This window comes from Roseomonas sp. KE0001 (assembly GCF_016107285.1).
In the GTDB taxonomy this organism is placed as follows: Bacteria; Pseudomonadota; Alphaproteobacteria; order Acetobacterales; family Acetobacteraceae; genus Pseudoroseomonas.
Genome location: NZ_RCVQ01000008.1, coordinates 68,240 through 88,121 on the forward strand (window position 1 = coordinate 68,240; position 19,882 = coordinate 88,121).

18 protein-coding genes are annotated in these 19,882 nt (G+C 72.2%); 10 read left to right on the forward strand and 8 right to left on the reverse strand.

The features are described 5' to 3' along the window. The first annotated feature begins 9 nt into the window (after positions 1-9). Positions 10-1,152: an acyl-CoA dehydrogenase family protein gene (locus D9598_RS16035; protein WP_198367552.1), complete on the forward strand. Its 1,143-nt coding sequence runs from the start codon at positions 10-12 to the stop codon at positions 1,150-1,152. A gap of 34 nt (positions 1,153-1,186) precedes the next feature. Here D9598_RS16035 and D9598_RS16040 read toward each other — a convergent pair whose 3' ends face one another. Both D9598_RS16040 and ubiA read right to left on the reverse strand, forming a co-directional pair. Further along, complete coding sequence (locus D9598_RS16040; RefSeq protein ID WP_198367553.1) at positions 1,187-1,858, reverse strand: 50S ribosomal protein L11 methyltransferase; 672 nt, start codon at positions 1,856-1,858, stop codon at positions 1,187-1,189. Then, positions 1,855-2,763, reverse strand: a complete 909-nt coding sequence (ubiA, locus tag D9598_RS16045) for a 4-hydroxybenzoate octaprenyltransferase (RefSeq protein ID WP_198367710.1) — start codon at positions 2,761-2,763, stop codon at positions 1,855-1,857. The genes D9598_RS16040 and ubiA overlap by 4 nt, the downstream gene beginning before the upstream one ends. Positions 2,764-2,783: 20 nt before the next feature. On the opposite strand from ubiA, the gene D9598_RS16050 reads away from it, so the two are divergent. After that, positions 2,784-3,512 carry a 16S rRNA (uracil(1498)-N(3))-methyltransferase gene (locus tag D9598_RS16050; protein ID WP_198367554.1) on the forward strand — a complete coding sequence of 243 codons (729 nt, stop codon included), beginning with the start codon at positions 2,784-2,786 and terminating at the stop codon, positions 3,510-3,512. 60 nt (positions 3,513-3,572) lie between these two features. Then, positions 3,573-4,916: a glutamate--cysteine ligase gene (locus D9598_RS16055; protein WP_198367555.1), complete on the forward strand. Its 1,344-nt coding sequence runs from the start codon at positions 3,573-3,575 to the stop codon at positions 4,914-4,916. 145 nt (positions 4,917-5,061) lie between these two features. On the opposite strand, the gene D9598_RS16060 is transcribed toward D9598_RS16055, so the two are convergent. Further along, positions 5,062-5,373 carry a hypothetical protein gene (locus D9598_RS16060; RefSeq protein ID WP_198367556.1) on the reverse strand — a complete coding sequence of 104 codons (312 nt, stop codon included), beginning with the start codon at positions 5,371-5,373 and terminating at the stop codon, positions 5,062-5,064. A gap of 253 nt (positions 5,374-5,626) precedes the next feature. On the opposite strand from D9598_RS16060, the gene uvrB reads away from it, so the two are divergent. Next, entirely contained in the window at positions 5,627-7,867 is a 2,241-nt protein-coding gene (gene uvrB / locus D9598_RS16065; protein WP_198367557.1) for an excinuclease ABC subunit UvrB, read from the forward strand. Between the two features lie 92 nt (positions 7,868-7,959). After that, entirely contained in the window at positions 7,960-9,015 is a 1,056-nt protein-coding gene (locus D9598_RS16070; RefSeq protein ID WP_198367558.1) for a polysaccharide pyruvyl transferase family protein, read from the forward strand. 18 nt (positions 9,016-9,033) lie between these two features. On the opposite strand, the gene D9598_RS16075 is transcribed toward D9598_RS16070, so the two are convergent. Beyond that, positions 9,034-9,756: a TVP38/TMEM64 family protein gene (locus D9598_RS16075; RefSeq protein WP_370592058.1), complete on the reverse strand. Its 723-nt coding sequence runs from the start codon at positions 9,754-9,756 to the stop codon at positions 9,034-9,036. Further along, entirely contained in the window at positions 9,753-10,619 is an 867-nt protein-coding gene (locus tag D9598_RS16080) for a glycosyltransferase family 2 protein (RefSeq protein ID WP_232477318.1), read from the reverse strand. The genes D9598_RS16075 and D9598_RS16080 overlap by 4 nt, the downstream gene beginning before the upstream one ends. 105 nt (positions 10,620-10,724) lie before the next feature. Here D9598_RS16080 and D9598_RS16085 point away from each other — a divergent pair, with 105 nt between their 5' ends. The 3 genes from D9598_RS16085 to tldD are packed head-to-tail and all read left to right on the forward strand — an operon-like array spanning position 10,725 to position 15,450. Beyond that, complete coding sequence (locus tag D9598_RS16085) at positions 10,725-11,798, forward strand: COX15/CtaA family protein (RefSeq protein ID WP_198367559.1); 1,074 nt, start codon at positions 10,725-10,727, stop codon at positions 11,796-11,798. After that, positions 11,795-14,026, forward strand: a complete 2,232-nt coding sequence (locus D9598_RS16090) for a PAS-domain containing protein (RefSeq protein WP_198367560.1) — start codon at positions 11,795-11,797, stop codon at positions 14,024-14,026. Before D9598_RS16085 ends, D9598_RS16090 begins: the two co-directional genes overlap by 4 nt. Then, entirely contained in the window at positions 14,023-15,450 is a 1,428-nt protein-coding gene (tldD, locus tag D9598_RS16095) for a metalloprotease TldD (RefSeq protein ID WP_198367561.1), read from the forward strand. The genes D9598_RS16090 and tldD overlap by 4 nt, the downstream gene beginning before the upstream one ends. Positions 15,451-15,477: 27 nt before the next feature. Here the strand turns inward: tldD and D9598_RS16100 are convergent, their stop codons facing one another. Further along, positions 15,478-15,996, reverse strand: a complete 519-nt coding sequence (locus D9598_RS16100) for a hypothetical protein (protein WP_198367562.1) — start codon at positions 15,994-15,996, stop codon at positions 15,478-15,480. 229 nt (positions 15,997-16,225) lie between these two features. Here D9598_RS16100 and D9598_RS16105 point away from each other — a divergent pair, with 229 nt between their 5' ends. Next, the gene (locus D9598_RS16105; protein ID WP_198367563.1) at positions 16,226-17,206 is read left to right on the forward strand and encodes a tripartite tricarboxylate transporter substrate binding protein; all 981 of its coding nucleotides are present in this window, start codon (positions 16,226-16,228) and stop codon (positions 17,204-17,206) included. Positions 17,207-17,234: 28 nt separating this feature from the next. Next, positions 17,235-18,017, forward strand: coding sequence for an SDR family oxidoreductase (locus tag D9598_RS16110; RefSeq protein WP_198367564.1), 783 nt, complete (start codon positions 17,235-17,237; stop codon positions 18,015-18,017). Positions 18,018-18,039: 22 nt separating this feature from the next. Here the strand turns inward: D9598_RS16110 and D9598_RS16115 are convergent, their stop codons facing one another. Continuing rightward, positions 18,040-18,777, reverse strand: coding sequence for a TerC family protein (locus tag D9598_RS16115; RefSeq protein ID WP_198367565.1), 738 nt, complete (start codon positions 18,775-18,777; stop codon positions 18,040-18,042). After that, on the reverse strand, positions 18,777-19,685 hold the full coding sequence (locus D9598_RS16120) for a lipid kinase (RefSeq protein ID WP_198367566.1): 909 nt from the start codon (positions 19,683-19,685) through the stop codon (positions 18,777-18,779). The genes D9598_RS16115 and D9598_RS16120 overlap by 1 nt, the downstream gene beginning before the upstream one ends. Positions 19,686-19,882: the final 197 nt, after the last annotated feature.

Sequence of the window (19,882 nt, forward strand, 5' to 3'; positions counted from 1 at the left end):
CACATCCCGATGGATTTCGACCTGACCGAGGAACAGCGCCTGCTGAAGGAGAGCGTCGACCGGCTGATGGCCGGCGCCTATGGCGATTTCGAGAAGCGCCGCGGCTACCAGGAGGAAGCCAAGGGCTACAGCCCGAAGCTCTGGGCGCAGTATGCCGAGATGGGCCTGCTGGGCCTGCCCTTCCCCGAGGCGCAGGGCGGCTTCGGCGGCGGCCCGCTGGAGACCATGATCGTCATGGAGGCGGTCGGCCGCGGCCTGGCCGTCGAGCCCTATCTCACCAGCGTGGTCATCGGCGGCGGCCTGCTCCGCCTGGCGGGGCGCGACGATCTGATCGGCGAGCTGGTCGGCGGCGAGGCGACCTTCGCCCTGGCCACCACCGAGCGGCAGTCGCGCGACGACCTCTTCGACGTCGCCACCACCGCCCGCCGCTCCGGCGAGGGCTGGGTGCTGGACGGCGCCAAGAGCGTCGTGCTGTACGGCGAATCCGCCGATCACCTCATCGTCTCCGCGCGCACCGCCGGGCAGCGGCGCGACCGGGACGGCATCTCCCTCTTCCTGGTGCCCGGCGATGCCAGGGGTGTCAGCCGGCGCGGCTATCCGACCCAGGACGGGCTGCGCGCCGCCGAGATCCAGCTCGAATCCGTGCAGCTTCCGGCCGGCGCCCTGCTCGGCGCCGAGGGCGGGGGCCTGCCGCTGCTGGAGCAGGTGGTGGACATCGCGCTGGCCGCCCTCTGCGCCGAGGCGGTGGGCGCGATGGAGGCGCTGCACGAGCTGACGCTCGACTACCTGAAGCAGCGCAAGCAGTTCGGCGTCACCATCGGCAGCTTCCAGGCGGTGCAGCACCGCGCGGCGGACATGCTGGTGGCGCTGGAGCAGGCGCGCTCCATGACGATCTACGCGGCGATGATGGCGGAGAACCCCGATCCGGCGGCGCGCCGTCCGGCCATCGCGGCGGCCAAGGCGCTGGTCAACCGCTCGGCCGAGCTGATCGGCAAGGAGGCGATCCAGCTGCATGGCGGCATCGCCATGACCATGGAGTACAAGGCGGGCCACTACTTCAAGCGGCTCTCCATGCTGATCAACCAGTTCGGCGACACCGACCGGCACCTGCGCGTGGTGGCCGAGGCGGGCGGGCTGGAGCCGGCGGCCTGACGCCTCCTCCGGGGAGGACTTCCCCCGGAGCTTTCTATGCCTTCCCGCCGGCCGGCGGGAAGGCATGGACCCGGTAGACCGTCACGCCCCGCATGTCCCGGTCCTCCAGCTCCCGCGTCACCGGCACCGCGAGCTGGGCGACCGGCTCCAGCCCCTCCCGCGGCAGATAGGCACGGCCGGGATCGGCCAGCAGCACCGCGGCGCCCTCCGCCGCCAGCCGGCGCAGCCAGGGCATGATATGCGCGGTCATCGGCGCCTCGTAGCAGACGTCGCCGGCCAGCACCGTGTCCCAGCGCCGCGCCGCGCCGACCACGTCGCCCGTCGCCGCCGCCACCGTCACGCCGTTCCGCGCCGCGTTCAGGCGCGCCGCGGCGATGGCCAGCGGGTCGATCTCCGCCACCTCCACCGCCAGCGCCCCGGCGCGCGCGGCGGCGATGGCGGCCAGCCCGCCCCCGGCCGCGAAGTCCAGCACCCGCCGGCCCCGCACCGGCACGACGCCATCCAGGATCAGCCGGGCCAGGGCCTGGCTGCCCGGCCAGGCAAAGGCCCAGAAGGGCGGCTCGATATCGCGCGCCTCCAGCCAGTCCTCGGTGGCCTGCCAGATGGGCGTGATCTCGGTGGCGAGGTGAAGCTCGATCTCCGGCACCAGCGGCGGCCGCGCCAGGGCCGTGTGGGCGGCGATGAAGGCGGCCGGATCGCCGGTCACAGGCGGCCGGCCAGGAAGGCCAGGGCGATCAGCAGCCCGACCTCCCGGTTGCGCTGGAACAGGCGCAGGCAGAGGACGGGGTCGTGGATGTCGAGGCGGCGGATCTGCCAGGCCAGCACCCCGGCCGGGGCCAGCAGGGCGACATGGAAGAAGGGCCCGAGCCCGGCCAGGATGCCGGCCAGCAGAAGCAGCGCCACGGCCCCGGCATAGCAGGCGAGCAGGAAGGGCGCGGTGCGCTCGCCGAAATGCCGGGCGGTGCTGCGGACGCCGATCAGCGCGTCATCCTCGCGGTCCTGATGGGCATAGATGGTGTCGTAGCCCAGGATCCAGAGGAAGGCGGCGGCGTAGAGGACGAGGCCCGGCCCGTCCAGCCGGCCGGTGGCCGCCGCATAGCCCATCGGCGCCCCCCAGGAGAAGGTCAGGCCGAGCACCGCCTGGGGGAAGTCGGTCACGCGCTTGGCCAGCGGGTAGAGCGCCACCGGCAGCAGCGAGACCACGCCGAGCAGGATGGCGAGGCCGTTGAGTTGCACCAGGATGGCGAGGCCGATGGCCAGCAGCGCGGCCAGGAAGAGCAGCGCCTGCCGCGGCGTCACGGCGCCGGAGGCGATGGGCCGGCCGGCGGTGCGCGTCACCTTGCGGTCCAGGTCGCGGTCCCAGAGGTCGTTCACGACGCAGCCCGCGCCGCGCATGACGACCGAGCCGAGGCCGAAGAGGAGGGCCAGCGCCAGCCCCTGCGCCCAGTCCTGCGCCGCCAGGGCGAAGGCCCAGAGCGCGGGCAGGAAGAGCAGCCAGGAGCCGATCGGCCGGTCCAGCCGCATCAGCAGCGCATAGGGCCGCCAGCCATCGGGGAGTTGCGCGACCCAGCCGCGCGCGCGGATATCGGTATGCGGAATCACCCTGCCAATAAGCGCCGCCGGAGAGCCCGATGTCCATCCCCCGCCTGTATGTCGAAGCCGATCTCGCCGAAGGGGCGGAGGTCCCGGCCCTGCCCGGCCAGGGCCACTACCTCGGCCAGGTGATGCGCCGGCGCGAGGGCGACGCGGTCGACCTGTTCAACGGGCGGGATGGCGAGTGGCGGGCCAGCATCGCCGCGCTGCGCAAGGACAGGGCGACCTTCCGGGCCGGCTCGCGGCGCCGGGCGCAGCAGGCCGGGCCGGACCTCCGCCTGCTGCTCGCGCCGGTCAGGCGCGATGCCCTGGAATGGACGGTGGAGAAGGCGACCGAGCTCGGCGTGCGGCGGATCCAGCCGGTGCTGACCGCCCGCTGCGTCGTCACCCGGGTCAATCTGGAGCGGCTGGCCGGCATCGCCCGCGAGGCGGCGGAGCAGTGCGAGCGGCTGGACCTGCCGGAGATCGCCCCGCCGCTGGACCTCCACGCCGCGCTCGATGCCTGGGACGGCGCGCCCCTGCTGCTGGGCGACGCGCGGGGCAATGCACCATCGGCCAGCGTGGTTCTGGCCGGACGAACACCGCCGATCGGCCTTCTGGTCGGGCCGGAAGGCGGTTTCACGGAGCAGGAGCTTGACGCCGCCCGGCGTCGCCCCTTTGTTCTAGCGGCTGCCTTCGGCCCCCGAATCCTGCGGGCCGAGACGGCGGCGGTCGCAGGGCTCGCGGTGCTGCAGGCACTGGCGGGCGACTGGGCCGTCCCCACCTGAGCGATCCAGCACATGCCACGCCGGGCGCCCGCCCTGGCCCGGGGCGCACGGAAGGTCACGATGTCCAATCCCGGCGAGGCCGATCTCACGCCGATCTCCTCCGTGCGGCAACTGGCCGAATGGTTCGCCGCCGGCAGCAAGCCGCCGGCCGACTGGCGCATCGGCACCGAGCACGAGAAGTTCGGTTTCCGGCGGGAGGGCCTGGCGCCGCCGCCCTATGAGCCGCAGGGCATCCGCGCCATCCTGGAAGGGCTGACGGCGCGCGGCTGGGAGCCGATCCTGGACGATGGCCGGCCGATCGGGCTGAAGCGCGGCGGCGCCTCGGTCAGCCTGGAGCCGGGTGGCCAGTTCGAGCTGTCCGGCGCGCCGCTGGCCAGCCTGCACGAGACGGCGGCGGAGCTGCGGGACCATCTGGACGAGGCGCGGGCGGTCGCCGGGGCGCTCGGCATCGGCTTCGCGCCGCTCGGCTTCCACCCGCTGGCGCGGCGCGAGGACATGCCCTGGATGCCCAAGGGCCGCTACGCGATCATGCGGCAGTACATGCCGCGGGTCGGGCGGATGGGGCTCGACATGATGCTGCGCACCTGCACCGTGCAGGTGAATCTCGATTTCGGCGATGAGGCCGACATGGTCGAGAAGCTGCGCGTCAGCCTGGCGCTGCAGCCGCTGGCCACCGCCCTCTTCGCCAATTCCCCCTTCCTGGAGGGCCGGCCCTCCGGCCTGCGGACCCTGCGCGGCCGGGTCTGGACCGAGACCGACCCGGACCGCACCGGCGTCCCCGCCGTGGCCTTCGAGCCGGGCTTCGGCTTCGAGCGCTTCGCCGAATGGGTGCTCGACGTGCCGATGTACTTCATCATGCGGGAGGGCCGGTGGATCGACGCGACGGGCCTGACCTTCCGCCAGTTCATGGCGCGCGGCCTGCCCGACCAGCCGGGCGTCGAGGCCAATATGGGCGACTGGGCCGACCACGTGACCACGGTCTTCACCGATGTCCGCCTGAAGCGCTTCCTGGAGATGCGCGGCGCCGATGCCGGCAGCCCGGAGATGATGGTGGCCCTCTCCGCCTTCTGGACGGGGCTGCTCTATGACGACGCGGCGCAGAAGGCCGCCGCCGCCCTGGTGCGGGGCTGGACGGTGCTGGAGATCCGCGCCTTTCGCCTGGCGGTGCCGGAAGGCGGCCTCACCACGCCCTTCCGAAGCGGCACGGCGCGCGAGCTGGGCCGCGCCGCCGTCGCCATCGCCGAGGACGGGCTGCGCGCCCGCGGGCTGGGCGAGGAGACGCTGCTCGCGCCGCTGCGGGCCATCCTGGACAGCGGCGAGACCCAGGCCGACCACTGGCTGCGGCGCTGCGCCGAGGCCTGGGGTGGCGATGTGCGGCGCATCTTCGCCGAGGCCGCCATCTGACCGGCCCCTCCCTCCCGCCGGGTGCGGGAGGACGGGCTGCGCCAGAGCATTTCCCGTTCGCGCCGGCTCACCGCGAATGCTCTAGCTATCTGTTTTCGCGAGCATCTTCACCTGGTCAGGTGCTTCCGCCCGATCAGGATCCGCTCTAGATGGCGGGTATGGCGTGCCGGACGCGGCGCGTGGCGGCGCGCCAGGCCATCGAGACGGCGGCCCAGACGCTGCCGGCATGGCCGAGTTCGGCGATCTCGTCGGCGACCACCAGCATGACCCGGATGCCCTCCGGGCCGGGCTGCATGACCACCCCCGCATCCTCGCCGTCCCAGAGGGCGGGGGCGAGATGCAGCGTGGCCTCTCCGTCGGTGCCAAGATGCGGGAAAACCTTCCACTGACCGGGCAGGGTCTGGATGAGGGCGGTGATCTCGGCGATCTCCGCGTCGGACAGGGTCGGCAGGGTCATCAGGCTCACATTCTGCGGCGCAGCACGAAGGCACGGGAGCGAGCAGGCTCGTGTCGCCAGAATTTCTTATAAACGGTGAAGACTTCTTAAAGAAACTCGCCAACATCACGGAAAAGTTAACGCACCGCAGCATTGCCCTGGCGGATTCGCAATGTGTTCTATTTTCGTTCCGTGGATGATTCTGCCACCGCCGCACCCCACATCCCCGCAGCGCTGCCGACTCGATACCCTCGTCCCCCGCACGGACCGTCGCATGAACCTGATCATTCCCGCCGCCACGCCGTTCCTGCCCCCGAAACGCCCCGCCCCGCCCATGACCCGGCGGCTGCAGGTGGTCTCCCCCTACGAGCCGGCGGGGGACCAGCCCGCCGCCATCGCGCAGCTGGTGGAGGGGCTGGGCCAGGAGGAGCGGGACCAGGTGCTGCTCGGCGTCACCGGCTCGGGCAAGACCTTCACCATGGCCAAGGTGATCGAGGCGGTGCAGCGCCCCACCCTGATCCTGGCGCCGAACAAGACGCTGGCGGCCCAGCTTTATGGCGAGATGAAGTCCTTCTTCCCGGAGAACGCCGTCGAGTACTTCGTCAGCTACTACGACTACTATCAACCGGAAGCCTATGTTCCGCGCTCCGACACCTATATCGAGAAGGATGCGCAGATCAACGAGCAGATCGACCGCATGCGGCACAGCGCCACCCAGGCGCTGCTGGAGCGCAACGACGTCATCATCGTCGCCTCGGTCTCCTGCATCTACGGCATCGGTTCGGTCGAGCTGTATTCGAACATGGTGGTCAAGCTGCAGCTCGGCGGCCGCATCGCCCGCGAGCAGCTGCTGAAGGCGCTGGTCGAGCAGCAATACCGCCGCAACGACGCCGCCTTCCAGCGCGGCACCTTCCGCGTGCGCGGCGAGACGGTGGATGTCTGGCCCTCGCATCTGGAGGATCGCGCCTGGCGCATCAGCCTGTTCGGCGACGAGATCGACGGCTTGCGCGAATTCGACCCGCTGACCGGAGAGATCGCCGGCGAGATGGAGAATGTCGCCATCTACGCCAACAGCCACTACGTGACGCCGCGCCCGACCCTGCTGCAGGCGATCCGCGACATCCGTGTCGAGCTGAAGCAGCGGCTGGAGGAGCTGACCGCCGAGGGCAAGCTGCTGGAGGCGCAGCGGCTGGAACAGCGCACCACCTTCGATCTCGAGATGATGGAGACCACCGGCTCCTGCAAGGGAATCGAGAACTACTCGCGCTACCTCTCCGGCCGCGGCCCCGGCAACCCGCCGCCGACGCTGTTCGAGTACCTGCCCGAGAACGCGCTGCTGATCGTCGATGAGAGCCACGTTACCGTGCCGCAGATCGGCGGCATGTACCGGGGCGACTACGCGCGCAAGACCATCCTCTCGGAGTTCGGCTTCCGCCTGCCCTCCTGCATGGACAACCGCCCGCTGAAGTTCGAGGAATGGGACAGCTTCCGCCCCGACAGCCTCTTCGTCAGCGCGACGCCCGGCTCCTGGGAGATGGAACGCACCGGGGGCAGCTTCGCCGAACAGGTCATCCGCCCCACCGGCCTGACCGATCCGCCGGTCGAGATCCGGCCGGTGGAGGGGCAGGTGGACGACCTGCTGGCGCAGTGCCACGACGTGATGGCCAAGGGCGGCCGCGTCCTGGTGACGACGCTGACCAAGCGCATGGCCGAGGACCTCACCGAATACATGACCGAGGCCGGCATCAAGGTCCGCTACCTGCATTCCGACGTGGACACGCTGGAGCGCATCGAGATCATCCGCGACCTGCGCAAGGGCGTGTTCGACGTGCTGGTCGGCATCAACCTGCTGCGCGAGGGGCTGGACATCCCGGAATGCGCCCTGGTCGCCATCCTCGATGCCGACAAGGAAGGCTTCCTGCGCTCCACCACCTCGCTGATCCAGACCATCGGCCGCGCCGCGCGCAACGCCGAGGGCCGCGTCATCCTCTATGCCGACCGCATGACCGACAGCATGCGCCGCGCCCTGGAGGAGACCGACCGTCGCCGCGCCAAGCAGCAGGCCTGGAACGCCGAGCACGGCATCACGCCGCAGACCATCCGCCGGCAGATCAGCGACGTGCTGCAATCGGTCTATGAGCAGGATTACGTCACCATCGCGCCGACGGCGGCGGAGGAGGACGGGCCGGCGGAGTTCGTCGGCAAGGACCTGCGCGCCAGCATCGCCGAGCTGGAGCGCAAGATGCGCGCCGCCGCCGCCGATCTGGAGTTCGAGACCGCCGCCCGGCTGCGCGACGAGATCAAGCGGCTGGAGAATCTCGAGCTGGGTCTAGCGGATGCGCTGCAGCCCAACCTGGCCGGCCGCTCCATGCAGGACGCGCAGCCGCGGCGGGCCGCCGAGGCGGCGCCGAAGCGGGGTGCAGGCCGGAAGGAATGGCGCCCGAAGCCCCTCGGTCCCGGCGGGGGCGGCTATGAGCCGGGCAAGCGTGGCGGGCGGACGAAGCGGGGAGGTTGAGGCATCGCAGCTCCCGGTTGCAAGAATGCCGGTTTAATGTCCAATATGGCTGCGTAACCTTTCGTCTTTCGCCGCCTCAGGAAAGCCGCCGCATGACCGCAACCCCCGAGGTGGCGCCTGCCCCCGACCTGTCGCATTACAGCGACTACGCCGATCTGGCGGCGGAGATCCACCGCCTGAAGGCCGTGCCGCTGGCCTGGGTGCGCAGCTCCCTGAAGGTGCCTTTCGCCAATTTCGGCGACGCCCTGAGTCCCGTGGTCGCCACCGCGCTCAGCCGCCTGCCGGTGGCGCATCGCGCCTTCGACGGCAGGAACCTGCGCCTCGCCGCGGTCGGCACCATCGGCCAGAACCAGCGCAACGGCACGGTGCATGTCTGGGGCACCGGCTTCGACGCGGCACATGGGCGGATGGCGGAATCCGGCCGCTACGTCGCGCCGCCGGACACACAATTCGTCATCCACGCCGTGCGCGGCCCCAACTCCCGCCGCACCCTGCTCCAGGCGGGACTGCACGCGCCGGCGGTCTATGGCGATCCGGGCTGGGTGCTGCCCCGGATCTTCCCCCGCATCCTTCCCCAGGGCGAGGCGACGCCGGGCACCGAGCTCGGCGTCATTCCGCATATCTCCGAGCTGGCCACGCCGCAGCCCGAGCCGCTGATGCGCGTCGGACTGGCCCGCTACGAGGGGGGGACGGAGGAAGGCGTCCGGATCATCCCGACCTATCACGAGCCATCGATGGCCGGCTTCCGCGGCAAGCTGGACGAGATACTCGGCTGCCGCCGCATCGCCAGCACCAGCTTCCACGGCCTGATCCTGGCCGATGCCTATGGCATTCCCTGCGCCCTGCTGAGCGGCAGCCTGCCGCCCGGCCCGCACATCATCCCCCTGCCCGAGAGCGCCGGCCTGCTCGACCACCGCGTCGCCGATTTCTACCTCGGCACCGGCCGCCGCAACCTGCTGGTCTATGGCCAGCCGACCGGCCAGCCGACCGACTGGGCGGCGCTGATCCGCGCCATCGACCGGCACTACCAGCCCTTCGCCCACGACCACACGGGGCTGCTCGAGGCCTTCCCGGTGCGGCCGGCCATCGACCCCACCGCGGCGCGCTGGCCGCTGCCGGCGGATTTCGAGCAGCTGCTGCGCTGGTAGTCCGGTGGCGGGCCGGGCTCAGGGCGCGCTGTCGTCCCCGGTCGCCATCGCCCGGCCGGTGCGGTGCCGGCGCAGCATCCAGACCCCGATCAGGGCCGAGCCCAGGAACAGGATGCCGGCCAGGACGAGCTGCGTGGTCCGCTCCACCGCCACGCCGGAGCCGGCCAGGGCGAAGACCGCCGTCTGCGGCAGGTAGCCCAGCAGGCTGCCGGCCAGGAAGGCCGGGGCCGGGATGGCGGAGAGTCCGGCCAGCAGGTTCACCGCCAGGTTGTTGCCGATGGGCAGCAGGCGCAGCGCCAGGGTAGCGCCGAAGGGGCTGGCGGTCAGGCTGTCATGCAGCGGCCGCAGTCGCCGCCCGAAGCGCCCGGCCAGCCGCCGCTCCGCCCAGCCCCCGCCGACCAGCCGCGCCCAGCCATAGGCCGCGGCGCAGCCCAGCATCTGCGCCAGCAGCCCGAGCAGCCCGCCCAGCCAGGCCCCGAAGGCATAGCCGCCCAGGAATGCCACGGCCTGACGCGGCACGCCGACCGCGCAGGCGATGCCGCCGATGGCCAGGAAGACCGCCTCCCCCCAGAGCGTCTGCTGCAGGCCGAAGCGGCGCACCCAGGCCTCGGCTTGGTCACCGCCCGGCGCCGCGCCCAGTTCGCGCAGCAGCCAGCCGGCCAGGCCCAGCCCCGCCGCCATCAGCAGCAGCCGGGCGAGCGCGGCGAAGGGATTGCGGCGTTGCGGCGGCCCGCCGCTCACCCGGGGTCCCCGGGCAGCACCCCGGGCAGCACCCCAGGCAGCACATGGGGGCGCTTCCAGCGGCGCTGCAGCCACATCACGCCGAAGATGTCGACCACGCCGACCACCAGCCGGTCGAGCGTGCCGTAGTTCGACTGGCCGCGCATGCGGGGGCGATGGTTCACCGGCCGGCTGACCACCCGCCCGCCCTGGCGCAGCACCAGCGCGGGCAGGAAGCGGTGCATGTGGTCGAAGGCCGGCAGGCTCAGGAACAGCGCGCGCGGGAAGAGCTTCAGGCCGCAGCCGGTGTCCGGCGTGGCATCGCCCAGCAGGCGCGCCCGGATGCCGTTGGCCCAGCGGCTGGACAGGCGCTTCACCTGGTTGTCCTGCCGCTTCGTGCGCCAGCCGGCCACCATCAGCGGCGGCGCCTCCGGGCGGCTCTCGGCCCTGGCGAAGTCCCAGAGCGCCGGGATATCGGCCGGGTCGTTCTGCCCGTCACCGTCCAGGGTGGCGATCCAGGCGCCGCGCGCGGCGCGCACACCGGTGACGATGGCGGCGGACTGGCCGCAGGAGGCGGCGTGGCGCAGCACCCGCAGGGCCGGCACCTCCCGCGCCACGGCGCGCAGCGTCTCGGCCGTGGCGTCGGTCGAGCCGTCATCGACATAGACGATCTCGTGCGGCACGGCGGCCAGGGCGGCGCCGATCTCGGCCACCAGCGGGGCGATGTTGGGCGCCTCGTTGCGCACCGGCACGACGACGGAGATGGCGGGCTCGGTCAGGGCATCGGGCGGCGCGCCGGGGCTTTCGGCATCGGCGGGGCGCGGGTCTTCCGGCATGGCCGGGCGGGGTAGCAGGCGGCGCGCGGTGCGACAAGCGCCCGCCATGACGGGAGGCTGCTGATGCGGCGTGGCCACGTCGCGCCCGCGAAAGCGAAAAGCAGCGGCGTGGCGTCCTCCGCCGCCGCGACGGCTGTGCTAGGAAGGGCGACCATGCCTTTCGACACCCCCCGCCCCGCCCCCGACAGCCGCGCCGACCACCGCGCCATCGCCTGGTGGCTGCTCGGCATCGCCGGCCTGATCTGGGTGATGGTCGCGCTCGGCGGCGCCACGCGGCTCACCGGCTCCGGCCTCTCCATCATGGAATGGGCGCCGCTGCGCGGCACCCTGCCGCCGATGAGCCAGGCCGAGTGGCAGCGGCTCTACGATCTCTACCGCGGCATCCCGCAATACGAGCTGATCAACCAGGGCTTCGGCATCGAGGGCTTCAAGCGGATCTTCTGGCTGGAATGGCTGCACCGGCTCTGGGGCCGGCTGATCGGACTGGCCTTCCTGCTGCCGCTGGCCTGGTTCTGGCTGCGGGGCCGCATTCCCGCCGGGCTGAAGCCGCGGCTGGTGCTGCTCTTCCTGCTCGGCGGGCTGCAGGGGGTGGTCGGCTGGTTCATGGTCACCTCCGGCTTCTTCGAGGACAGCACCACCGTCTCCCCCTACCGGCTGGTGCTGCATCTCGGCCTCGCCCTGGTGCTCTACGGCATGGTGCTCTGGACCGCGCTCGGCCTGCTGCGGCCGGAGCGCGACGGCCCGGCGCATCCGGCCGGGCTGCGGCGGCTGGTGCATCTGACGGCGGGGCTGGTGGTGCTGGCCATGCTGGCCGGCGGTTTCGTCGCCGGGCTGCGCGCCGGGCTGACCTACAACACCTTCCCGCTGATGGACGGGCAATGGCTGCCGGATGGCTATGCCATGCTCTCGCCCGCCTGGCGCAACCTCACCGAGAACATCGCCGCCGTGCAATGGAACCACCGCCTGCTGGCGACCCTGGCCGGCCTGGCCGCCCTGGCGGCCGCGGCCTGGGGCCATCATGCCCTGCGGCCGGGCTTTGCCCGCGGCGCGCTGCTCGCCCTGGGCGGGGCGGTGCTGCTGCAATACGCGCTGGGCGTGGCGACCCTGCTGATGGTGGTGCCGGTCTGGCTCGGCACCTTGCACCAGGCCATGGCGGTGGGCGTGCTGACCGCGAGCCTGGTGGCGCTGCACGCGCTGCGGCCCGCCGCGCGGCCAGGCCGGTCGTGACCGGCGCGGCGCCCACCGGACTGGAGGAGCCGGAGGCGCTGCCGCCCGCCATGCTGGTCTATGACGGGGCGTGGCAGGTCCGATTCGCCAGCCCGGAGATCAACCTGCTGTTCGGCCAGCCCGCCGGGGCGTCGCTGGTGGGGCGCAGCCTGGAGGAGATGACGCGCTGGGCCGCCTATGCCGGCATCTGCGGTCCGGGCGACCCCGAGGCGCAGCACCAGGCCCTGATGGCCCTCGATCGCAGCCGCCCCGGGCGCCGGACGTTCCGCGCCACCGACGGACGCTGGATCGAGATCAACTACGCACCGCTGCCCGAGGGCGGCTGCGTGACCATGTTCGTGGACGCGACGCCGCACCGGCTGGGCGAGGCGCGGGCCCTGGGGCGCCTCCGGCTGGCGGAGACCGCCCTGCTCGGCTGCCCCTTCGGCATCGGCCTGTTCGACCAGGACGGCCGGCTGCGCCTCGCCAGCCCCTCCTGCGAGCCGCTCCTCGGCCTGCCCCCGGGCAGCCTGCGGCCCGGCCTCGGCCAGGATGCGATCGCCGGCCTGATCGCGCGCCACCGGGTCCTGCCCGCGGACGAGGCCGCCCGGCTGGAGCGGAGCCTGAGGCTCGACGGCGGCCGCCGGCAGGACAGCATCTTCCGCTGGCAGGACGGGCAGGCGGTCCGCCTCATCAGCCAGCCGCTGCCGGATGGCGGCACCATGAGCGTGATCGACGACATCACGCCGATGCAGCAGGTCGAGGACGAGGCCAGGCGCCGGGCCGCGCTGCTGAACGGCGTGCTGGCGGCGCTGCCGCACGGCGTCTGCGTCTATGGCCCCGACCAGCGGCTGCGCCATGTCAACGCCGCCTACCAGGCCATCATGCGCGGCGCCGAGGTCACGGTCGGCGAGCATCTGTCCGAGATCATCGCCCGCCGCGCCGCGCTCGGCACCTTCCTCGACGACGCGACGCCCGAGGAGGTGTTCCGGCGCCAGACGCATTTCGGCCCGCCCCGCACCCGGCCGCGGCGCGACGGGACGGTGATCAGCGCCATCAGCGCCCCGCTGCCCGATGGCGGGCATATCTCCGTCATCAGCGACGTCACGGCGTTGCATCGCGCCCAGACCGACGCCCGGCACCGGGCCGATCTGCTGCAGGTCATGCTCGACAGCATGCCGCACGGTGTCTGCCTGTTCGACAAGGATGCCCGGCTGACCGCCGCCAACCGGCTGGCCGCGCCGATGATCGGCCTGCCGCCCGAGGCACTGCAGCCCGGCACGCCCCTGCAGGAGCTGAAGCGGCGCCAGCTCGACAGCGGCGAGTTCACCGCCGACGCGCAGTTCCACCACCGCGCCAGCCAGGCGCCCGATGAGATGCAGATCCGGCTGGGCCGCTATCAGCGCACCCGTCCCGATGGCCGGGTGATCGAGGTGAGCAGCGACCCGACCGCCGAAGGCGGCTTCATCCGGACCTACCGCGATGTCACCGAGGAGCACCGCGCCCGGGCCGAGATCGAGCGCGCCCGCATCGCCGCCGAGGAGGCCGATGCTGCCAAGAGCCGCTTCCTGGCCACCATGAGCCACGAGCTCCGCACCCCGCTGCACGCCGTGATCGGCTTCTCCGAGGCGCTGCAGGCCGATCCGAACGGGGCCAATGTCGAGGAGTTCGCCGGCACCATCCTGGAGGCAGGGCGGCATCTCCTCTCGCTGATCGACGAGATCCTGGAGGTCGCGCAGGTCGGCACCGGCCCGCTGCCGGCGCAGATCCGGCCGCTGCACCTGCCGACCGTGCTCGGCAACATGGTGCGGCTGATGGGCACCGCCGCCGAGGAAGCCAGGGTGGCGCTGATCCTCGATCCCCTGCCGGAGCTGCCCCGCGCCCTGGCGGAGGAGCGGCGCTTGCGCCAGGTGCTGCTCAACCTCATCTCCAATGCCTTGAAGTTCACGCCGCAGGGTGGCGAGGTGCATGTCTCCGCCGAGGCGCTGGAAGAGGGGGTCGTCGAGTTGCGCGTCTCCGACAGCGGCATCGGCATCGACCCGGAACAGGTGGAGCGCGCCTTCGAGCCCTTCGTCCAGCTGGAGCCCACGCATTCGCGCCGCTATGCCGGATCGGGGCTTGGCCTCTACCTGGCCCGCGCCCTCTCCCGGGCCATGGGCGCGGAGCTGCGGCTGGACAGCGCCCCCGGCCGGGGAACCGTGGCGCGGCTGCGGCTTCCCGCCCATCAGCATCAGGAGCAGACGGCATGACCGCCCTCGCGACCACCGACCGGCTGTTCTTCCGCGACCTTGACCGCGCCGCGGCCGAGCGCATCCTCTCCGGCGCCCTGTCCGGCACCGAGGATGGCGAGCTGTTCCTCGAATACGTGGAGAGCGAGGCGGTCAGCCTGGATGACGGACGCATCCGCTCGGCGAGCTTCGACGCGACGCGCGGCTTCGGGCTGCGCGCCGTGCAGGGCGAGGCGGCCGGCTACGCGCATGGCGGCGAGATCTCGGAGGCGGCGCTGAAGCGGGCGGCGGCCACGGTGCGCGCCGTGGCCCAGGGCCGGTCCGGCACCCTCGCCGCCGCGCCGCGCGCCACCAATGCGCGGCTCTACGACGGCGCCAACCCGCTCTCGGCCCTCGACTTTCCCGCCAAGACCGCGCTGCTGGCCGAGATCGACGCCTATGCCCGCGCCCGCGACAGCCGCGTGACCCAGGTCATGGCCAGCCTCACCGGGGAATGGCAGGCGGTGCAGATCCTGCGCGCCGATGGCAACCGGGTGGCCGACCTGCGGCCGCTGGTGCGGCTCAGTGTCTCCGTCGTGGTCGAGGCCGGGGGGCGGCGCGAGACCGGCAGCCACGGCATGGGCGGGCGCTTCGCCTATGAGCGCGTCATCGCCCCCGCCGCCTGGCGCGGCGCGGTGGACGAGGCCCTGCGCCAGGCGGTGCTGAACCTGGAGAGCATCCCCGCCCCGGCCGGCGAGATGGAGGTGGTGCTCGGCCCCGGCTGGCCCGGCATCCTGCTGCACGAGGCGATCGGCCACGGGCTGGAGGGCGACTTCAACCGCAAGCGGACCTCCGCCTTCGCCGGCCTGCTCGGCAGCCGCATCGCGGCGCCCGGCGTGACGGTGGTGGATGACGGCACCCTGCCCGACCGGCGCGGCTCGATCACGGTGGATGACGAGGGCACGCCCTCCGGCCGCACCGTGCTGATCGAGGACGGCATCCTGGTGGGCTTCCTGCAGGACCGGCAGAACGCCCGGCTGATGGGCGCCGCCGCCACCGGCAACGGCCGTCGCCAGAGCCACGCCCATGCGCCGATGCCGCGCATGACCAACACGGTGATGGCGGGCGGCGACAGGGAGCCGGCCGAGATCCTGGCCAGCGTGAAGCGCGGGATCTACGGCGTGAACTTCAGCGGCGGGCAGGTCGACATCACCAGCGGCAAGTTCGTTTTCGGCATGTCCGAGGCCTATCTGGTCGAGAACGGCCGGATCGGCGCCCCGGTGAAGGGCGCCATGCTGATCGGCAACGGGCCGGAGGCGTTGACCCGCGTCAGCATGATCGGCAACGACATGGCGCTCGATCCCGGCATCGGTACCTGCGGCAAGCAGGGCCAGGGCGTGCCGGTCGGCGTCGGCCAGCCCACCCTGAAGATGACGGGGCTCACCATCGGCGGCACCGCCGTCTGAGCCCCGCCGCCTGAGCCCCGCTTGGCCTCAGCGGTCGCTGGCGCCCTGGAAGTTCTTGTTCTGCTGCGAGATGCTGCCCACCTTCCGCGGATCGACGCCGGTGGTGACGGCCTCGCTCTCGACCTTGCGCATGCCGTGATGGGCGGTGCGCCCGGCGTTGGGATGATGCCGGGCCCGGTTCGCCCGCTTCATCTCGAGGGCCTGACGGGCGATCTCTCCCTGCTCCGGCCGGCGCGCATCGGCATCGTGCCGCGCGATCTCCTTGTTCACCCGCCGCAGGGCGGAGGCGAAGATCTGCTTCTTGACCGTCAGGCCGGTCTCGTCCCGCGCCGGCGTGGCGCCGCGCAGCTCGGCCTTGCCGCGCCTCTCGCGCTGGCGGCCCCGGGCGACGTCGCGGGCCTTGTCGCGGAACTCCCGCAGCCGCCGGGCGATGTCGATTAACTCCGGCTTCCGGACACCGGAAATGTCGGGGTAGTGGCTGCGCTGCACGGTCTCATATTCGTGGGTGGTCAGAACACGGCGTTCGGTCGCGATGGGGATGCTCATGCGGCGCTCCTTCTCCTCTCCGTCCATCCGGCGATCCCTCGCCGGTCAGGATGGATGACAACGCCGTCATCTTCCGCCCGTTGCACACCCCTGCCGGGAGGTTTCCGGGGCACTTGTGGGCCGTCGTACTGTTGACAGTCGCCAGATGACGGAATGACCATGGCCGTCACGGATCATGACTGGCCGAGGGCAACGCAACCCGGCCGGCGCCGGGGAGGAAGACCACATCATGCTGCAGCGCCGGACCCTGCTTGGCACCGCGCTCGCCCTGCCGGCCCTGGCCGGCGCGGGCGCGCGCGCGCAGACGCGCTATCCGGACTACCCGGTCCGCATCGTCGTCGGTTTCGCGGCGGGCGGCGCGACCGACATCACCACGCGCCTGCTGGCGCCCCGGCTGCAGGCGGCGCTCGGCGGCAGCGAGCCGGTGGTGGTCGAGAACCGGCCGGGCGGCAGCGGCAATGTCGCCACCCAGACCGTGGTCAACGCCGCGCCCGATGGCCATACCCTGCTGATGGGCACCATCTCCGCCCTGGCGATCAACCCCAGCCTGTTCGACGACCTCGCCTTCAACCCGCAGACCGACCTGACGCCGATCGGCCTCTTCGCGGATGTGCTGAACATCCTCGTCGTCCCCGCCGACCGGCCGTGGCGCGACCTGGGCGCCCTCATCGCCGCGGCGCGCGAGAATCCGGGGAAGCTGAACTACGCCTCCTCCGGCATCGGCGGCGCCGGGCATCTCGGCGGCGCCCTGCTCGACCATCTCGCCGGCATCGAGACGGTGCACGTGCCCTATCGCGGCGGCGGCCCCGCCATGAGCGACCTGATCAGCGGCAAGGTGGACTATTCCTTCGCCACCGCGCCCACCGCCCTGCCGCAGGTGCAGGCGGGCCGGCTGCGCGCCCTGGGCGTGCCGACCGCGCGGCGCAGCCGCCTGATGCCCGAGCTGCCCGCCGTCTCGGAGACGGTGCCAGGCTTCGAGGTGGCCAACTGGTATGCCCTGCTCGGGCCCAGGGGGCTGCCGCAACCGATCGTGGCACGGCTTTCCGCCGCGCTGCGGGACTGCCTGGCGCAGCCGCAGCTGGTGACGGATCTGGCACATCACGGCGCCGAGGCGCGGCCTTCCGAGCCTGCCGCCCTGGCGGCCTTCCTCAAGGCGGAGACCGAGAAGTGGCGGCCCCTGCTGAAGGCGTCCAACACCAGGCCGGAATGAGCGGCGAGACAGGGAGAGCCACGGGACCATGGATCTGCAACTGACAGGATGCGAGGCGCTGGTCATCGGCGGTTCCTCAGGCATCGGGCTCGCCACCGCGGCCCTGCTGCTGCGGGAGGGCGCGCGCGTGACCATCGCGGCGCGCGACACTGGCCGGCTCGAGGCCGCCGCCGGCCGTCTCGCGGCCGAGACCGGCACCCGGCCGGAGACCGTCGCCTGCGACCAGTCCGATCCGGCGCAGCTCGCCGCGCTCGCCGCGCGGTACGAGGGGCGGAGATTGCAGGCCCTGGTCTGCGCCGCCGGAGGCAGCCACCGCTCCGCCTTCGAGGCGCTGACCGACGCGCAATGGCTGGCGAACTACGAGTTCAACATCCTGGGCCCGGTGCGCGCCGTGCGGGCCATGCTGCCGGCGCTGCGCCGCGCCGCGGGCGCCCGCGTGGTGCTGCTCGGCGCCGTCTCGGCCCGGCAGCCCACGGCGCACCAAGTGGTCTCCAACACCCACAAGGCGGGGCTGCTCGCGCTGTCCAAGACGCTGTCGCTGGAGCTGGCCCCGGACGGCATCGGGGTGAACACCGTCTCGCCCGGCCGTGCCCTGACGCCGCTCTGGCAGGGCCGCGCCGCCGCCATGGCGCGGGACGAGGGCCTGACGGAGGAGGCGGTGCTGGCCCGCGTCGCCGCCGACATTCCCATGGGCCGCCTCGCCACGCCGGAGGAGGTGGCCGCCATGGTCGCCTTCCTGGCCGCGCCGGTCTCGGCCTATGTCACCGGGCAGGCGGTCGCGGTGGATGGCGGCCTGCAGCGCGGCGTCTGAGCCGCGCGGCCGGGGCGCCCCCTCAGCCCCGCTGCCGCGCCCGGGCGCGGCGGGAGAGCAGGTTCAGCCCTTCCACCGCCACCGAGAAGGCCATGGCGGCATAGATGTAGCCCTTCGGCACATGCGCCCCGAAGCCCTCGGCGATCAGCGTCATGCCGATCATCATCAGGAAGGCGAGGGCCAGCATCACCACGGTCGGGTTGGCCTCGATGAAGCGGGCCAGGGGATTGGCCGCCAGCAGCATGACGGTGACGGCCGCCAGCACGGCGATGACCATGATGGGCACATGCCCGGTCATGCCCACCGCGGTGATGATGCTGTCGATCGAGAAGACCAGGTCCAGCACCAGGATCTGCGCGATGGCGGCGCCGAAGGTCAGTTGCGCCTTGCCGGAGAACATGTCCCCCTCCGGCGGCGGATCGACGTTGTGGTGGATCTCCTTGGTGGCCTTCCAGACCAGGAACAGGCCGCCGGCGAGCAGGATCAGGTCGCGCCAGGAGAAGCCCTGGCCCAGCACCTCGAAGACCGGCGCGGTCAGCCGCACGATGATGGCGACGGTGCCGAGCAGCGCCAGGCGGAGCACCAGCGCGAGGCCGATGCCGATATAGCGCGCCCGCTCCCTTTGTCCCTCCGGCAGCTTGTTGGTGATGATCGAGATGAAGATCAGGTTGTCGATGCCGAGCACGACCTCCATGGCCACGAGCGCGGCGAGCGCCACCCAGGCGGCGGGATCGGACGCCAGAACGAGGAGCTGGTCCATCACGGGAGAGGTTCTCCGAGGGGAAAGGCGGGTGCGAAGACGCGCACGGCCTTCGGCCGCAGGCGGAAGCGAGCGGGGGTCTTGGCCGTCAGCTCGCCATCGGTGTTGACCTGCATCGGCCGGCGGGTGCGGACCTCGCAGGCCGTGGTCGGGAAGGCCCGCACGTCGCGCCACTGCCCATGCGTGCCGCGCCGCAGGAAGGGCAGCAGCGCCAGGAGCCGCCACCAGTGGTCCAGCTCCAGGCTGTAGACGTCGAGCTTGCCGTCGTCGGGGCGGGCGTTGCTGGCCACCGTCATGCCGCCGCCATAGTGGCGGCCGTTGCCGACGGAGACCTGGATGGTCTTCACCTTCTCCGTCACCCCGTCATGGGTGATCCAGGCGGTGAAGGGGCGGGTGCGGCGCAGCAGGCGGAAGGCGGCCAGTGCATAGCCGAGCTTGCCCCAGCGCTTCTTCTCCTCCCGCCCCAGCCCGCGCGCCAGATGTGCGCTGAAGCCGATGCTGGCGACATTGAAGAACAGGTGCCCGTTCACCTCGCCGAGATCGATCGGCCGCAGCAATCCGGCGGCGATGACCTGCGCGGCCGCCACGGGGTCCGGCTCGATGCCCAGGCTGCGCGCCAGGTCATTGGCGGTGCCGAGCGGCAGGATGCCGAAGGGCAGGCCGGTCTCGACCAGGGCGGGAGCGGCGCCATTCAGCGTGCCGTCGCCACCGCCCAGGATGACGGCGGTGAAAGCCTCCGCGGCGTGTCTGCGGATGACGTCGGCGGGCGTCTCGCCCTCCCGGCAGGTGGCCTCCTGCAGCCCCCAGCCCGCTGCGGTGAGCACCGCCAGCGCCTCGTCCAGCGCGGCGCCGCCGTTGCGGGCCTGCCGGTTGACGATCAGCAGGGCCCGGCGACGCGGATCACGCATGGCGCTGCCCGGCACGGAGCCACGCGATGATGTCAGTCCCCCTCATGCTTCCCCGGCTCTACCTTGGCACTCTCTACCCTGCACTGGGCGGCAAACGCGTGGCGGAGGGGCGGGATGCGCGGAGCAACCGAATCTTCCCGCCCGCGTCTTGGCCCTCAGTAGAGAGGAGAGTGGGGATGGCGCCTGCCTTCGGAAGG

Bases quoted from the DNA above. Each gene is read 5' to 3' on its own strand.
- D9598_RS16035 (WP_198367552.1), top strand. From the start codon at position 10: ATGGATTTCGACCTGACCGAGGAACAGCGCCTGCTGAAGGAGAGCGTC.
- D9598_RS16050 (WP_198367554.1), top strand. From the start codon at position 2,784: ATGTCCATCCCCCGCCTGTATGTCGAAGCCGATCTCGCCGAAGGGGCG.
- D9598_RS16055 (WP_198367555.1), top strand. From the start codon at position 3,573: ATGTCCAATCCCGGCGAGGCCGATCTCACGCCGATCTCCTCCGTGCGG.
- D9598_RS16060 (WP_198367556.1), bottom strand. From the start codon at position 5,373: ATGACCCTGCCGACCCTGTCCGACGCGGAGATCGCCGAGATCACCGCC.
- uvrB (WP_198367557.1), top strand. From the start codon at position 5,627: ATGAACCTGATCATTCCCGCCGCCACGCCGTTCCTGCCCCCGAAACGC.
- D9598_RS16070 (WP_198367558.1), top strand. From the start codon at position 7,960: ATGACCGCAACCCCCGAGGTGGCGCCTGCCCCCGACCTGTCGCATTAC.
- D9598_RS16080 (WP_232477318.1), bottom strand. From the start codon at position 10,619: ATGGCGGGCGCTTGTCGCACCGCGCGCCGCCTGCTACCCCGCCCGGCC.
- D9598_RS16085 (WP_198367559.1), top strand. From the start codon at position 10,725: ATGCCTTTCGACACCCCCCGCCCCGCCCCCGACAGCCGCGCCGACCAC.
- tldD (WP_198367561.1), top strand. From the start codon at position 14,023: ATGACCGCCCTCGCGACCACCGACCGGCTGTTCTTCCGCGACCTTGAC.
- D9598_RS16100 (WP_198367562.1), bottom strand. From the start codon at position 15,996: ATGAGCATCCCCATCGCGACCGAACGCCGTGTTCTGACCACCCACGAA.
- D9598_RS16105 (WP_198367563.1), top strand. From the start codon at position 16,226: ATGCTGCAGCGCCGGACCCTGCTTGGCACCGCGCTCGCCCTGCCGGCC.
- D9598_RS16110 (WP_198367564.1), top strand. From the start codon at position 17,235: ATGGATCTGCAACTGACAGGATGCGAGGCGCTGGTCATCGGCGGTTCC.
- D9598_RS16115 (WP_198367565.1), bottom strand. From the start codon at position 18,777: ATGGACCAGCTCCTCGTTCTGGCGTCCGATCCCGCCGCCTGGGTGGCG.
- D9598_RS16120 (WP_198367566.1), bottom strand. From the start codon at position 19,685: ATGCGTGATCCGCGTCGCCGGGCCCTGCTGATCGTCAACCGGCAGGCC.